This is a genomic window from Bacteroidota bacterium (genome assembly GCA_017303975.1).
Taxonomy (GTDB): domain Bacteria; phylum Bacteroidota; class Bacteroidia; order JAFLBG01; family JAFLBG01; genus JAFLBG01.
On sequence record JAFLBG010000009.1, the window covers coordinates 87,211 to 103,307 of the forward strand.

At 35.4% G+C, this 16,097-nt stretch carries 16 protein-coding genes; 11 read left to right on the plus strand and 5 right to left on the minus strand.

Annotated elements, in window-relative coordinates; translation table 11 throughout:
• The first annotated feature begins 31 nt into the window (after window positions 1-31).
• A complete protein-coding gene (locus J0M08_05260) occupies window positions 32-709 on the plus strand; it encodes a DUF5011 domain-containing protein (protein ID MBN8702448.1) in 678 nt (225 codons plus the stop codon).
• Window positions 710-770: 61 nt separating this feature from the next.
• Here the strand turns inward: J0M08_05260 and J0M08_05265 are convergent, their stop codons facing one another.
• Together J0M08_05265 and J0M08_05270 are read right to left on the minus strand one after the other, a co-directional pair.
• Entirely contained in the window at window positions 771-1,133 is a 363-nt protein-coding gene (locus tag J0M08_05265) for a CoA-binding protein (GenBank protein ID MBN8702449.1), read from the minus strand.
• A gap of 11 nt (window positions 1,134-1,144) precedes the next feature.
• On the minus strand, window positions 1,145-2,443 hold the full coding sequence (locus tag J0M08_05270) for an MFS transporter (GenBank protein ID MBN8702450.1): 1,299 nt from the start codon (window positions 2,441-2,443) through the stop codon (window positions 1,145-1,147).
• Window positions 2,444-2,505: 62 nt separating this feature from the next.
• Between J0M08_05270 and J0M08_05275 the strand changes: the two genes are divergently transcribed.
• On the plus strand, window positions 2,506-2,697 hold the full coding sequence (locus tag J0M08_05275; protein ID MBN8702451.1) for a 30S ribosomal protein THX: 192 nt from the start codon (window positions 2,506-2,508) through the stop codon (window positions 2,695-2,697).
• A 76-nt stretch (window positions 2,698-2,773) separates the two neighbouring features.
• On the opposite strand, the gene J0M08_05280 is transcribed toward J0M08_05275, so the two are convergent.
• Window positions 2,774-5,422, minus strand: a complete 2,649-nt coding sequence (locus tag J0M08_05280; protein ID MBN8702452.1) for a T9SS type A sorting domain-containing protein — start codon at window positions 5,420-5,422, stop codon at window positions 2,774-2,776.
• Window positions 5,423-5,619: 197 nt separating this feature from the next.
• Between J0M08_05280 and J0M08_05285 the strand changes: the two genes are divergently transcribed.
• Window positions 5,620-7,038 (plus strand): hypothetical protein, encoded by a 1,419-nt coding sequence (locus J0M08_05285; protein ID MBN8702453.1) that lies wholly within the window; start codon window positions 5,620-5,622, stop codon window positions 7,036-7,038.
• A 13-nt stretch (window positions 7,039-7,051) separates the two neighbouring features.
• Here J0M08_05285 and J0M08_05290 read toward each other — a convergent pair whose 3' ends face one another.
• Window positions 7,052-8,476, minus strand: coding sequence for a hypothetical protein (locus J0M08_05290; GenBank protein MBN8702454.1), 1,425 nt, complete (start codon window positions 8,474-8,476; stop codon window positions 7,052-7,054).
• Window positions 8,477-8,586: 110 nt separating this feature from the next.
• Here J0M08_05290 and J0M08_05295 point away from each other — a divergent pair, with 110 nt between their 5' ends.
• From J0M08_05295 to J0M08_05325, 7 genes are read left to right on the plus strand one after another with little or no spacing between them, the layout of a single operon-like run.
• Complete coding sequence (locus J0M08_05295; GenBank protein MBN8702455.1) at window positions 8,587-9,120, plus strand: hypothetical protein; 534 nt, start codon at window positions 8,587-8,589, stop codon at window positions 9,118-9,120.
• 45 nt (window positions 9,121-9,165) lie between these two features.
• The gene (locus J0M08_05300) at window positions 9,166-9,924 is read left to right on the plus strand and encodes a toxin-antitoxin system YwqK family antitoxin (GenBank protein ID MBN8702456.1); all 759 of its coding nucleotides are present in this window, start codon (window positions 9,166-9,168) and stop codon (window positions 9,922-9,924) included.
• A 1-nt stretch (window position 9,925) separates the two neighbouring features.
• The gene (mnmA, locus tag J0M08_05305; protein ID MBN8702457.1) at window positions 9,926-11,014 is read left to right on the plus strand and encodes a tRNA 2-thiouridine(34) synthase MnmA; all 1,089 of its coding nucleotides are present in this window, start codon (window positions 9,926-9,928) and stop codon (window positions 11,012-11,014) included.
• A gap of 37 nt (window positions 11,015-11,051) precedes the next feature.
• Window positions 11,052-11,771 carry a hypothetical protein gene (locus tag J0M08_05310; GenBank protein ID MBN8702458.1) on the plus strand — a complete coding sequence of 240 codons (720 nt, stop codon included), beginning with the start codon at window positions 11,052-11,054 and terminating at the stop codon, window positions 11,769-11,771.
• The gene (locus tag J0M08_05315; GenBank protein MBN8702459.1) at window positions 11,758-13,479 is read left to right on the plus strand and encodes a S8 family serine peptidase; all 1,722 of its coding nucleotides are present in this window, start codon (window positions 11,758-11,760) and stop codon (window positions 13,477-13,479) included. The genes J0M08_05310 and J0M08_05315 overlap by 14 nt, the downstream gene beginning before the upstream one ends.
• Before the next feature lie 21 nt (window positions 13,480-13,500).
• A complete protein-coding gene (locus J0M08_05320; protein ID MBN8702460.1) occupies window positions 13,501-13,962 on the plus strand; it encodes a DUF2147 domain-containing protein in 462 nt (153 codons plus the stop codon).
• A gap of 54 nt (window positions 13,963-14,016) precedes the next feature.
• Window positions 14,017-15,087 (plus strand): hypothetical protein, encoded by a 1,071-nt coding sequence (locus tag J0M08_05325; protein MBN8702461.1) that lies wholly within the window; start codon window positions 14,017-14,019, stop codon window positions 15,085-15,087.
• On the opposite strand, the gene J0M08_05330 is transcribed toward J0M08_05325, so the two are convergent.
• The gene (locus tag J0M08_05330) at window positions 15,068-15,766 is read right to left on the minus strand and encodes a DUF3108 domain-containing protein (GenBank protein MBN8702462.1); all 699 of its coding nucleotides are present in this window, start codon (window positions 15,764-15,766) and stop codon (window positions 15,068-15,070) included. The genes J0M08_05325 and J0M08_05330 overlap by 20 nt on opposite strands.
• A 235-nt stretch (window positions 15,767-16,001) precedes the next feature.
• On the opposite strand from J0M08_05330, the gene J0M08_05335 reads away from it, so the two are divergent.
• On the plus strand, window positions 16,002-16,097 hold a 96-nt coding region (locus tag J0M08_05335; GenBank protein ID MBN8702463.1), incomplete at its 3' end, for a hypothetical protein.

The window sequence follows — 16,097 nt, forward strand, 5'->3', positions numbered from 1 at the left end:
AAATTTTAAATAAAAACTAAAAAAAGTAATTATGAAAAAAGTAAAAATCCTTTCTATTATTGCATTAGCAGGCGTATTGTTTGCAGTTTCTTGTAAAAAAGAGGACACAACAGCTCCGGTAATTACCCTTAAAGGTGATGCAAGCGTTAACCACGTTTTAAATACTACCTACACCGATGCAGGAGCAACTGCCAGCGATGACGAAGATGGAGATATCTCTACGCTTATTGAAGTTACAGGAAGTGTAAACAAAGATTTGGCAGGAACATACACATTGACATACAAAGCTACTGACCAAGCAGGAAATACGGCTGAAGAAACAAGAACTGTTATTGTTTATAATGAGGCGAATACATACGCAGGTAATTATAGTGTAGTTGACGTTGCTCCTTATCCAGCAGGTACTTCAACAAATTACTCTGAAGTAATTTCCGCTTCAAGCACTCAAAATCGTGTTGTTTCTTGTACAAAATTTGGTAATTATGTAAACGGAACCGCAAGTTTCATGATTAATGCTAACGGAACGATATCTGTTTCTACTCAAACTGTAGTTTGTGGTAACCCATCTGCATCAAGACAATTTAGTGATGCAAATGTTCCTACAACAAGTACTGTAACAACTGGTTCTTCTATTGTATTGACAATTGATTATAGAGAAGTAGTTGGTTCATCTAACATTGTAGCTAGAGGTACTTATACTAAAAACTAATTTTGGAATATAAAAAAAAGAGTCCCGAACTACTAAGTAGTTCGGGACTCTTTTTTTTATATTAATAAGTCCCCACAGACAGCATTACTAGCGTACATGCATTATCCACTTCAATCCCACTTTCTTGCGCCATTTTCTCGAATTCCGCATTCTCTGCTCCCGGATTAAATATAATGCGTTTGGGGTTTAAGCTTAAAATATAGTTGTACAAAGGCGGCTGATTTTTTGCACCTACATACATTGTTACAGTATCTATTTCCGGAAATACTTCTTGGCTATCTGTTATTGACACACCCTGTACTTCGCCTTTTTTAAGGCCATAAGCTACTACCGGATGATTGTACTCTAGTAGCTTACGAATAGCTTTGTTAGAATACCGCTCCGGATTTTCGGATGCACCAACAACCAATGTTTTTTTTGACATGTTTTTGTTTTCTATTTTTCTACGAAATTTAAATCATCGCTAAACGTTTCTTTCACAGAAAGTATAGCGTACATAGCCAATACAATACACAAAACGCCCACACAGAGCGCACTATATACTTTTCCATTCCCATCACCAAACAAAGTTTCTAAAAATTTATAGAGCAATGTAATTGGCACAACAGCTCCTCTTACAAAATTAGGTACCGTATTGGTTACAGTAGAACGGATATTTGTGCCAAATTGTTCGGACGCAATTGTTACAAATAATGCCCAGTAGCCGGTTGCAGTTCCCAATAAAAAACACATGAAATAAAACCAAACGGTAGATTTAGTAAGGGGAAATAAAAACAAAACAATTAAAAGTGAAGAGGCAATTAGGTAACCCACCACTACTTTTTTTCGTGTTTTAAACCATTGACTAAGCAAGCCACTTACCAAATCGCCAAAAGACAGACCAATGTAGGCATACATAATTGCGGTGCCAGTTACTACATTTTCTATTCCAATTTGCTTAGTTATACTAACCGATAAAGCAATTAAAATTCCAATGATATACCATATTGGAAGGCCAATTAAAACACAACTTAAATACTTTTTAAATATTTTTCTATCAGAAAACAACATGAAAAAATTTCCTTTTAAAACAACTGTACTTGCCTCTATTGCTTTATACATACCAGATTCTAACGTTCCTACTCTAAGTATCAACAATAGTAATCCCAACATCCCTCCTACTAAATAAGCTGTTTGCCAACCCACAAATGTAGTGCCCAACACTTCATTTAAACAACGTGCTACAACTTCGCCTTCCTTACCCACTACAGAAGCGAATACTGCACCTAGAGCTCCAAACGTAACAATAATCATGGTTCCGTAGCCTCGGTGTTCTTTGCTCATGGTTTCTACCACAAGGGTAATTCCGGCTCCCAGCTCTCCTGCTAATCCCACTCCTGCAACAAATCGAACAATGGAATACGTTGTTAAATCGCCAACTGGTACAAATGCATTTATAATATTAGCGGCCGAATACAATAAAATAGATCCGAACAAAACAGACAATCTTCCTTTTTTATCTCCCAAAATTCCCCATAAAATTCCGCCAATCATCATACCTATCATTTGCCAATTGAAAAGTAAAATTTCATTTTTTTCGTATGCCGATCCGCCAAGCTGTAGGTATTCCAGACTCGCTTTTTTTACCACATTAAACAAGACTAAGTCATATATATCTACAAAATAACCTAGCGATGCAACAATGACTAATGTGTTAAAAGGATTTTTAGTTGTACCGTTAGTTATATTAGACATGTATTATTAAATTTTTATTTTTACTTTTATCGAAACAATATATAAACATAAAAAAAATTACTATGGGAAAAGGAGATAAAAAATCTAAAAAAGGAAAAATCTTTAAAGGGTCTTATGGAGTTAGTCGTCCACGTAAAAAGAAAAAAACAGTAGTTAGCAAACCTGCTGCTAAAAAAGCTGCACCTAAAGCGGAAGAAAAGAAAGCCGCACCAAAAAAAGCTACTGCAAAAAAAGCAACTAAAAAAGCTGAATAGAATTTAGCCACAACTTATAACAAAACGAGAGCAGCCCGAGTTATTCGGGCTGCTCTCGTTTTGTATATGCTACTTATTATTTCGCAATTACTTTTCCGGAGCTTATTAATTCTTCATCTCCGTACACTTTGTAAATATATACGCCACTGATAAGCGCTTGTTGTATGTTTACTTTTTGCAAGTTGCCTCCTGTTTGCGATAATAATTGTTTACCAACAATATCGTACAATTCAAAGCGTGTTTGTTTGTATTGCCCTCCAACACTTACGTTCAACTCATTTGTAAATGGATTAGGATATAAGTTTACATTGCTAGTGTTGTTGTAATGCTTGCTAACACCTAACAATATTGGGTCTTTGTAGATTTCTACATTGGCAACATTGGTAATGATAGGTGTGTTGTAATCGAAGTAGATATACGCTTTGTTATCAATGTCAGTACCTACAGGGTTGTTAGGTTGTTGTTTTATTTTAAACTTCACAAACCCTTGACTTTTGATACTATCCACACTTGCAGGCAATAGGTTGATGTTATTGAACTTGAAGATTACTTCATTTGCGCCCCACAACTGCATTTGGTAAGGATGGCTGCTTACACCGGGTTCGATTGTTTTGATGTCTAAATGAGCCACATCAATACTATCAGACAAAGTAACTATATAAGCTGTATCATTACCGGTATTTTGGAATTGAATTGTGTATTCTAATTCATCATTGTTGTAGACATAATTGTTGCTGGTAAATCCAGCGGGCATTACTTTCTTATCGTTTGGATCGTATGAGTTTACCAATTGAATACACGATGTTTCAACATACGCATCCCAATCGTCAGGAGAAACGCTCGTTACATGGCCTGTGGAAGGATTAGTACCACCGCACAATTCCACAATAGCACGAGGACGGCTATTTCCGGGAGCTCCAGGCTCTTGATCAACTTCTAAACGGTACGTTTTGCCGGTAACCGCTACTGAGTAGTTAAATACGGCTAAAGAATTAAGTGCAGGCATATTGGGGTTCATCACCAATAAGTCATCTTCATAAACCCTAAACTGCTTACCGCCTCCCATATTGCCAGTACCAATGTTTTCAATTTGAAAGTCGATACTTGTTCCGTTGCAGTTTCCATTTACTTTTAAAAATGCCTTACTCCAATTGCTGCTGGCTTGGTAGCAAGCAGTATCTATTGGGAATATGGTAGCAGTAGCGCATACAGCTTGGTTTAAAACTCCATTTACATCTACCGAATCGGTAATTATAAATGTGCCACAATCCATCGCATTGATAGTTCCAATTGTAAATGTGTAGGTGTGTGTGGCATTATTAACTCCACTCCATGGCAATGTACTACTAAGTGGGAATACTTCTGGAGCGAAAGTAATTTCAATGTATGCATTGCTTACGGCTGAAACACCATTGTTGCAATAGTTTACGTAATATTGGTTTGTTGTAATCCCTACACGTTGGCGCACAGTTGCAATGTCTACACTTAAGTAGTTACAACTATCTACTTGAACAGGGAAATCAATGTTTGAAATAGAGTTGTTTAGGCTTGTAACGATTACTGTATAAGGAATACCGGAGCATATAGCTCCATTATAAAATTGGTTGTTTACATGAGATACATTATAAACACCGGTATCAATATTTGAATAGTAATATCCATTGCTATCAGTGGTTGCATAAAATGTAGATGCGCCTTTTTGCAATTCAATAATTCTATTTTTTAGTAATAATTCTCCGTTATCGTACTGACAATTAGAGTTGGTATCGTGGAAAGCTAAACCACTTATATTAGCATAAGTACATGCATTGTTTGCCGGAGTGCAAATAGGCAAACTAACAACAACACTACCCTGAAAAATAGGCTGAACAGGTTGATTAGGAATACAGCTAATACTTAAAGGTATAGTGTAGCCATTGCTACCTAATACCGAGGGTAAAATAGGTAAACAGGCAATGGGGTTGCTCGCACAGTTTAAGTAACTTAGTGAATTGGGGAGTGTTGGCAAACTGATAAGTTGATTATTCGAACAGTGTAAAGCCAATAATGATGCTGGAAGTGATGGCAAGCTAGTTAGTAAATTGTTGGCACAGTCTAGTGTGTTCAGCGAATTTGGCAATGTAGGTAAAGAGGAAAGTTGATTGCTCGAACATTCTAGATAGTATAATCCAGAGGGGAGTGAGGGCAAAACGGTAAGTTGATTATCGGAACAACTTAATGACCATAATGCAGAGGGTAATGATGGCAAATTAGAAAGCTGATTCTTTTGGCAGTAAAGGCTTATTAAAGATAATGGAAGAGAAGGAATGCTTGTAAGTTGATTATAAAAGCACTGTAAGTTTAACAAGGAAGAAGGCAGTGTCGGCAAATTAGTAAGTTGATTCCACCCACACTTAAGATATTTTAAAGTTGGGGGTAATGATGGTAAACTAGAAAGCTGATTACTATCGCACGATAACTGTATTAAAGATGTGAAATATTGCACTCCAGTTAAATCTGAAATATTTAGAGCCGTTACATCTAATATAGTATCCGTTAATACTGGACCGCACTGTGTATTCAACGAATCATTATTGGGTCCCACCATACAACTTGCATAATTTGTTTGTAGGTAGGTTTTAAAATTAGGATCTGGAATAAACACATTTTGTGCATTTAGTTTCACTAAACAAAGCCAAGCCGCTATCGCAAACATTAGCTTTTGGGGTAATCTTCTTGTTTTCATAATTCTCTATTTATTAGTTATTGTAATTTTTACTTCTTATCACACTACAAACTTCGTATAAGAAACACTTTACAACAATAAATTAATATTACTATTGTTACATTTACAAAAATTATATTAGCAAACAATATAATTATAATATATTGTTTATCAAATATTTAAAATATCATTATTTTTATAAATGTTATTTAAATTATATGCAAGAAAATTCTTCGATACCAATTTTAAAATCGTTTACAAAAGAAAGAATAATCCTTTTTAATCGATTTGTCTTAGCCACAGAAGACAACAATTCATTTATACGATTCACGAAACATATTATAGGAACATATCCTAATTTCGATGAAAAAAAAATAGAGAAACATATTTTATTCAAACAGCTATTCCCTCAAAAGCCCTATCGTGACATTGTGATAAGACAATTATTTTCTAAACTAAACAAAGCCATTTATCATTATTTATCGTATTGCGAGCTTGCAGAAAACACAAACTTGTTTAATCATACGTTGTTGCGCTCGTTAGCCAAAAACAACTACAACTGGCATACCGAGCACTTTCTTAAGCTTCAACTCAAGAACGAAAAAATTGTAGATAGTACCGAAATCGATACGTTTCTATTCGAATACTTAAACCAAGATTTATATAAAAGCTATTTATATAAACAGAGTAATCGTTCAAAAGAGCCAAATCTACAGGTTATCTCAGATAGTTTGGACTTACACTATATTATTAATAAACTAAAAATATACTGCGAAGCCATCAGCTACCAAACCATTTCAAAAACAGAATACCAAATACGTTTTATTGATGAAATACTACCCTATCTTACAAATTCAGGCATTGCAAAAAATATTTTAGTACAATTTTATGTTAGTATTCTTCAATTACTTAACTCAACATCCGAAGACTATTCTCTTTTTGCATCATATAAAAAGCTACTCTTTAAAAACTATAAAAAACTAGACAGCGAAGAGTTTTTTGCAATTTACAATCTAAGCAAAAACTACTGCATCAAACAAGCTAATTTGGGACACTCGAATTATGTTAGAGAGTTATTCGATCTATATAAGCTAGAGCTGGAACTATTTAGAAAGCATAAAGAAAACTCATTTTCCCCAAGCTCCTATAAAAACATTGCTTCGGCAGGGTTACGTCTAAAAGAATACGATTGGACACGTTCTTTTATTGATGAATTTGAGCCCTTCCTTCCCAACGATTCGAAAAAAAACACATACAACTTTAGTTTGGCAAGTTATTATTTTGCTACTGTTGAATATAAAAAATGCATAAAATGTTTGGCGAATATAGACCATACCGATTTGTTTGTATCGCTTAGTGCAAGAGCCTTACAGGCTAGAGCTTACTTCGAACTTAAGGAAATCATGCCGCTTGAATCGCTCTTGCAAAGTTTTAAAATGTTTATTGGCACTAAGAAAAAACTAGGCTACCACCGTACCAATTATTTGAATTTTATAAAATTTGTTACCCGCCTAAACCGCTTTCGTTACAAGGATTTTGAACCGAAACATATTCAAAAACTAAAATTGGAAATTGAAAACGAGAAGAATATTTTAGAAAAGAAATGGCTGTTGGAAAAGGTAAGTGAATTTAACTAAAACCCACACCAATCTACTGATATTCAAACGCCCCTGCATCAGGCATTCCATCTGCAATACGCGAATTGGTGTTAAAATCAACCGGGTAATTAGTTCCTATTTGCAAGTCGCCAATATTCCGTGCTGCGGAATTCGAATTTATTCCCATGCTTACATTGCCAACATCACCAAAGTAAGGCTCTTGATTCAGAACATTATTCTTAAAATGATATGCACTAGAAGTATTGATATCAGTCTTCAACAAACAATGGTCGAATTTGTAGTAAAATTTACCCGGCAAAGAATCTAACTTAATTTCATTGGCCGTGCTTCCGTACACAATGCAATTGCCAAAATACGCACTATCAATGCCTCTAACATGCTTTACTTTAAAAACATCTTCGTACCAATTTTTAACGAGCAACAATGGATTTGTTCGAGATGTATTATAACTGGCAAATGTACAATGGTAAAAACCATACGCACCACCAATGGTAAGCGCAGCAACATATTCGCCTGCATCGGCAAACACACTATTGTACGCACGTATTTTTGCACCTTGCCCAAGAATACAAAATGAACTCATGTTTTTTACTATTGTATTCTTAATGTGCAAAGTTGGCGCAAGTGTATTTGGAAAGGTATCCACATGCAAACCAATAGCACCATTTTTAATTATAGCCCAATCTATGCTATTATTCTTGCTAAGCGCAGAAAACCAGATTCTCCCCCACTGTCCGGGCACATTATCATAACTCGGCTCTAGCCGTGTTCCTGAAAACTTTACTTCATTACCCTTAGCACCTGCTACATTCAACGTGCCATCTTTGTACACCCACAAAACTGCATTTTTATACAGATGCACACGTGTACCCGGCATTATAGTTAATGTACAGCTAGAATCAACAACGGCATAGCCATAAATTACATGTGGCTTATCATTTGTCCACACATCGTTGCAATCAAAAACAGAATATGGAGGAAATCCATTGGCAGGAAATACCGTTGGTTTATGATAATACGCATCCTGCCCCCACGCTTCTAGCAGCACATGTTGCGTGTTTCCATTTGTTTCAAATGTAATAGAATCTCTTATTACCAAAGGATTATTCTGATTGGTAGGATTTACAGTTACTTCTACAAACACATAAATACTATCCTTCTTGGGAATAATAACCTCTCCAATATTTACTGCGGATATTCCATCAACATTCATTCTAAAAGAGGATGTTATTCCTGAACCTAAGCGTATATTAGAAACTCGTATTGATTGATTGTGATTGTTATAAACTTTAAATCTTTTTGTAGTAGAACCAAGTGTGGTAAAAACGGTATCAAATAATATTGATTCCTCGCTAAAACTAAGCATAGCAGAAGAGTCTTCAATTATTCTATCCTTTCGGCAAGAAACAGAAGCTAAAATGAGGAGAGAAACTAAAAAAAATATTATTCTTTGCATACCAATTGGTACAATACTAACGTTGTTACAATTATAATATTTTAATAGCTATATATTAGCATCAATTTATAATTATAATTTTTAAAGAAAATCGCAAAACACTCTTTACTATGAATAAATTTCTTGCTGTATCCATATTTTTGGTTGCAAATCTATTTCTAAAAAGTCAACCTATTGGCAAACTTTTTCCAACCACAACCGGACAAACACTGGAAGAGAAAAAAGTAACTATTCCAGATAACACGAAAAACAAATATACGCTAATAGCAATGGCCTATTCCAGCGATGCCGAGAACGACTTAAGCACTTGGTTAAATCCAATTTACAACAAGTTTATTGTAAAAACCGGCATGTTTGACTCTGAATATGACATTAATTTATTCTTTGTACCCATGTTTAGCAGTGTAAATATGGCAACAGCAAACCTTGCCGAAAAGCGCATGAAAAAAGAGGTTGACAAACAAATACATTCGTATGTCTTATTTTATAAAGGAGATATAGAGCCGTATAAAAATGAACTTAAAATGACTCAAAAAGATACGCCCTACATCTTCCTGTTAGACAAAGAAGGGAAAATTGTATATACCACCAATGGAAGTTTTTCCGAAGAAAAGATTGAAGCAATTGAAGACAAAATCATGTAACTCCCACTTTTAGGGTATTGGTATAATTGTTGCTAAATTTGTGGTATGAATACGCATAACAAGTCCCATTTAAAAAAGTTGGTAGCATTGCTATTTGTATGCAGCTTTTTTTCTCCAATACATAAAGCACAAAACACAACTGACGCAAAAGGTTTAAAGCAAGGCTATTGGAATGTAAAAACGAAAGAAGGCAAGCCACATTTCGAAGGTGCCTTCAACAACAATATTCCAACAGGATTGTTTACTTATTACTACGAAACAGGTAAGCCAAAAATGAAGATGAATTATTTTAACAATGGTAAAAATGCGTATGTAGAAATGTTTCACGAAAATGGCAAAAAAATGGCCAAAGGAAAATACACAAACCAAAAACGAGATAGCGTTTGGAATATCTATGACGAAAACGAGCTTTTGCTTTCACAAGAGCAATACTTAAATGGTAAAAAGAACGGCACATGTAAGGAATATTACAAAACAGGGCAAGTTGCGGAAATAAAAAATTACGAAAACGATGTTCAGGTAGGCGAATGGAAACAATATTTTGAAGAAGGAACAATTAAATGCGAAGGCACCTATAACAATGGATTTTTAGAGGGCAAGACTGTTTATTATTTTCCCAACGGACAACCAAGTGCGCAAGGAACGCACAAACATGCTGTAAAACATGGGGTTTGGACATATTATAAAATGAATGGTATGGTAGAAAGCAGAGATACCTTTAACTTAGGAAAACAAAAAAACGTTCGACTAGACATAACGAAAGAAGAGTTGGAAGAAATTAGAAAAAATCAGAAGGAAGAATAGTATGAGTAAGCGAGGAAAAGTTTTGGTTGCAATGAGTGGCGGAATAGACAGTTCTGTAACAGCTATGCTATTGCACGAACAAGGCTATGAAGTAATTGGCATAACCATGAAAACGTGGGATTATGCTACTTCCGGTGGCAGCACGAAGGAAACAGGCTGCTGTAGTTTAGATTCGATAAATGATGCCAGAGGATTGGCAGTAAATCTTGGCTTCCCACATTATATTTTAGACATACGAGAAGAATTCGGAGATTTTATTATTGATAATTTTGTAGAAGAGTATCTTGCCGGAAGAACTCCAAACCCTTGTGTATTGTGCAATACACACATTAAATGGGAAGCCCTCTTAAAACGAGCAAACATGTTGGATTGTGAGTTTATCGCAACCGGACACTATGCACAAATAAGAGAAGAAAAAAATCGGTTTGTTATCTCAAAAGGTACAGACGAAAATAAAGACCAATCATACGTATTGTGGGGATTGAAACAAGATAGTCTTAAGCGAACAAAATTCCCGTTAGGAGGGTTTAAAAAAACAGAAATTAGAAATATGGCTGAAGAGCGCGGCTATATTGAACTTGCAAACAAAAGCGAAAGCTACGAAATATGCTTTGTTCCCGATAATGATTACCGAGGGTTTTTAAAACGTAAAGTAGAAGGCTTAGAAGAGAAAGTAAATGGAGGGGATTTTGTAATGCAAGATGGCACAAAAGTAGGCAAACACCGTGGCTATCCATTCTACACCATTGGTCAACGAAAAGGGTTGGAAATTGCACTTGGAGAGCCCGTATTTGTAACCGAAATTATTCCGGAAACAAATACCGTGGTACTTGGTTCTCTAGAAGACTTACAAAAACAAACAATGAAAGTACGCGGGTATAATATAATTAAATACGCAACGCTTCCCGAGAATTTTGAAGCCTTAACTAAAGTGCGCTACAAAGATCCGGGAGCAATGAGTACCATAAATTATGCAGGAGATAACTTAGAAGTGTTGTTTCATAAAAAAGTATCTGCTATTGCCCCAGGTCAATCTGCTGTATTTTATGAAGGAAATGATTTAGTGGGTGGTGGATTTATAACCCGATAAGTATTTACTTACTCTTTTTTATTCGTTATATTTAAGAATGGCGAAAACATATTTTTACATTTTACTTGCAACCACATTATTCTTTCTGTTTTCTTGCGAAAAAGAAAAAGATGCGAAAATAACTGATATTGGTTACAATTACTTTCCATTGCAAGTGGGTAGTTACTGGGTTTATGATGTAGATTCTGTTGTGTATGACGACTTTGAAAATGACACCGACTACTACCACTACCGAATAAAGGAATATGTAGAATCTACTTTTCAAGATTTTGCAGGCAATACAGCTTTTAGAATAGAACGCTATGTAAAACATTACAATGCAATAGTGCCCTACGACTCTATTTCTTGGCAGCTACAAAACGTTTGCTTTGCGAATAAAACCAAAACCACAGCAGAAAAAGTTGAAGAAAACATGCGCTATGTAAAATTAATTTTCCCTGTTGAAGAAAATAAAACATGGAACGGAAACTCTTATAATATGCTAGGTGAAATGGATTACACGTATGAATCTATTGACCAGTCGAAAACAATAAATAACTTACATTTTGATTCTACCCTTGTTGTGCAACAATCTAACACAACAAACGCAATTGAAAAAAAATACTACATAGAGATTTTTGCTAAGAATATTGGACTAGTAAAAAAAGAAATAGTAGATATTTATTCTAGCAAACCTCCACTAAACACCCCCGTTACCTCCCGCATAGAAAAAGGTTTTACACTCAATATGTCTATCGTGGAATATGGAAAACAATAATGCAGTTGAGAGAATAAATGGAACAATAGTAAGAAGCAAGCAGTTAAGCTTTAACCCTTTTTATTTTTGCTTGTTATTTATGTTTATTGTATTTAACTCCTTTGTAATTGGACAAACTGCTCCCACAAAATTCTGGGTTCAGTTTACAGATAAAATCGGAACACCTTATTCAATTTCTAATCCAAGCGCATTCCTTTCTGCAAAAGCTATTGAACGCAGACTAAAACAAAACATTGCAATTGCCGAAAACGATTTACCCGTAAATCCTAGTTATGTAACAGGTGTAGTATCGCAAGACAGCATTACCCTTTTGCACAAATCAAAATGGTTTAATGCGATAACTATTCAAACTACCGACACACTTGCCATTCAAGCAATAGGTAATTTAAGTTATGTAAAAAACATTTCTCCCGTTTCTATTTTTAAAGGTATTCCGGAAGATCAACCTATAGAAGCAAATTTTAAAACAACCGAAGAATACAGTGTTGGCAATTACTCGTATGGCAGCTCCTACAATCAAGTAAATATGATTGGCACAGATTGTATGCACGAGAAAGGATATACAGGGAAAGGCTTGCTAATTGCGGTTTTGGATGCAGGTTTTTTGTTGGCAAATACCAATCCTTGCTTTGATAGTTTACGCGCACACAACGCAATTATTGGCACATGGGATTTTGTAACCAATGATTCGATGGTTTATGAAGACGACTCCCACGGCACATACGTGCTTTCTACCATGGGCGGACATATACCGGGTCAACTAGTAGGCACTGCACCGGATGCTACTTACTTGCTGCTTAGAACAGAAGATGCACCCTCTGAATATATTATAGAAGAAGACAATTGGGTAGCAGGAGCTGAATATGCCGATAGCGTTGGCGCAGATATTATAAACAGCTCGCTTGGTTATACTCAATTTGATGATGCTTCGCAAAACCACGTATATGCTGACTTAGATGGCAACACCACCAGAATTACTATTGGTGCAGACATTGCTGCAAGCAAAGGGATTTTAGTAGTAAACAGTGCCGGAAACTCAGGCAGCAGCAGTTGGTTTTACATTGGAGCTCCCGCAGACGGAGATAGCGTGCTTGCCATAGGAGCCGTAAATGCAAATCAACAATATGCAAGCTTTAGCTCAAAAGGACCGAGTGCCGATGGTCGCATAAAACCAAACGTTGCAGCCAAAGGCCAAGCTGCTACAGTTACCAATTTTTCGAACGGTATAAGTAGCGCAAACGGAACATCTTTCTCTTCGCCAATTATAGCAGGTGCCGCGGCTAGTTTATGGCAAGCAAATCCAAATGCTACCAACATGCAAATTTTTAAGGCAATAGAACAAAGTGCGACTAACTATGATAATCCAGACAATTTGACTGGTTATGGTATTCCCAATTTCTGCATTGCAAATGAATTGCTACATGGCAAATCTAGAGAAGACTTTTTAGAAAATAACATTTTGACTATACACCCCAATCCATTTACAACAGAAATTAATTTTATATTTTATTCAGACAAAGAGCAAAGCTTAACAACAAATTTATATGATGCTAGAGGAAGACTAATAAATACAACTTCAACAGCATGCCTATCTAATAGACCTTACTATCAAACAATCGACAACTTATTTAATTTATCGGAAGGAATTTATATCTTGGAAGTTAGGACAGAATCCTTTAAAGAAGTTTATAAATTAATTAAAAACTAATTCAACTAAATCCAATATAACATGAAAAAACTACATCTTATATTAGCATTCATTTACACAGTTTCTATTCAATGTGTATCTGCTCAAAATACTTCCGAAGGCGATAAAATTATAGGGGTTTGGGAAGTTGGCAGTGGAAAGGCCAGAGTAAAAATAAGTAAGTACGGAGAAAAATATGCGGGCAAAATAGTTTGGCTGAAAGAACCCAACTATCCGGATGGTACGCCTAAAATTGACAAAAACAATCCTAACGAAAAAGAACGAAGCCGCCCATTATTAGGCTATCCGATGTTATTGGGATTTGTATATGAAGGCAAAGACACCTACAAGGAGGGAACTATTTACGACCCGGAAAACGGAAGTAATTACAATTGCGAAATAAAAATGACAGACGAGAACACATTGGAAGTTAGAGGCTATATAGGTGTATCTCTGCTGGGCAGAACGGATATTTGGAAACGTTTAGTTATCAAACAGAAATAAACTACAAATAGAGATATAACTTTTAGTAATATCAAAAACCTTTAATCGCAAAGCATGACGAGAGTTTTTTTATTTTTTATTTTGTTTGGGGTTTGTCCATTCATAAATCTTGCTCAAAATATTGATTCGCTCATGCAGCAGGAAGAAGATTACTCCATGTACGACAACGCAGAAGTAGTCTCTCAGAATAGCACCCCAAGGTATTGCACCTCTAAAATCTTGGGGGGAAGTCCATCCAAGCTTATCAGTATTGGGTACGATTATCAACTGCCTTACACTATAACATCCGGAGTACTTCCTATTAAAAACATAATTGAAGAGACTACAACTATTAATTCTACGCAAGGTTGGCGTTTTTCTGCAAATATTCCAATCATCTCTAATACCAAATGGTTGATTAGCTTGGGAGCTAACTATTGGAATGTTGTTTATGATTTCAAAACAAACCCAATACATCCGTTTAGTAAAACACTTGCACAAAATAGTTTAACAACATCCGGTCTTAATACAACTATATTTAAACCAATTAATGGAAGCACCTTTATTCTAGCACAAGCAGCGGGAGATTGGAGCTCAAATCTTTCAATTGGAGAGAATTTCACAACAGAAGCACTCAGAATTTCAGGGGCATTGGTTTATGGATGGAAAAAACACGACAGAAAACAATTTGGTGTTGGTATTTCTAGAACATATAGAGCCGGAGAAGTAAATATTTTGCCCGTACTATTGTATAACTACACTTACCCAAACAGAAAAGTTGGGTATGAAATGTTATTGCCTGCAAGAGCCGCGGTTAGATACACCGCCAACTCCAGAAATATTTTATTGTTTGGGTATGAATTAGAAGGCAACAGCTTTTACTTGAAAAATATTGATTCGCTAAGCACAAAAAAAATGAATGTAAACTTCCGTAAGTCGGAATTACGATTTAGGCTTACCTATGATTTTTCTGTGTATAAATTCCTTTGGCTTTCGATACAAGCCGGTTACCGAATTGGCTACCTATACAATGTGGATGAAGGAGAGTTTTTTAGAGGTTTTACCGGAGATCAACCGTACTTACTCGAAAACAAAATTCAATCAGCCCCTTATGTTAATATAAGTCTCAATTTAGTTTCACCATAGAACTAAGAGGGTACTTTAAGTTTTTATAACTTCTTAAATTTACTTTTATCCACCCTACCAAAATAGGTGTTTCAATATAAACGGGTACTTTGTTTTTATCATCCGACACCCATACCGTCATTTCTTCCCCACCTTTAAACAATGTACCTTCAATCAATAAGGGTTTAAACTTAATACACTTAAAGGTTCCCAACCCTTCTACCTTTTTTTCTTCTCTTCCAATAAATCGAATATGTACTTTGTAAATTTTATTCTCTAACATTAATACAAGCGGAATTGTGTCGTTATACTTGTGCAACGAAAAATCAATCCCTCTGGCTGCATACACAGCGGTCATTACGTCATACGTGCAAGGAGCAATGGCAACAGAATCTTTCACTAGTTTTTTACCCTTTTGCATAGTAGAATATATGCGCTTTTTGGTGTAGCTAAAAACATGGTCATCGTAATAGTAATTTCCACCCTCATGCACATCTCTTAAAAAGCGCAATGGCTTTAAACTTGAAGTATCGCAATAAGACTCATATTTGTCTCTAACTTTATAAATCCAATCATACTTAGAAAAAGTGGTACCATTGCCAGTAAAATGCCAAGCCGTTCTACCCATGTAACTTTCTAAATTTGCCGAAAATGTAACTTGTCCCGCAGAAACCCAAATTTTTTTCCAGTTGTAATTAATATTTTACGTTATTTCCTCGCCACTCTTAAAAACCTTTTCCTCTGGATTGCAAAGCGTTTGCGAAACCATAATGGCATGCAAGAAAACAAACGTATATACCAACAACTTACGCATAGAAGCTAAAATAACTTATTATTATAACATATTTAAAAGGTAATTGTTATTTTAACCTGTTAATTTTAGGGCATAATAATGATACTACTTTAATGGATTCCATAATTAAAGACCTATAAATATGATAAACTATATTTTATTTGATGATGAAGAAATTAGAAATAATTTATTGCCACTTACATTTACAAGACCTGTATCCGAAATAAGAATTGGAATA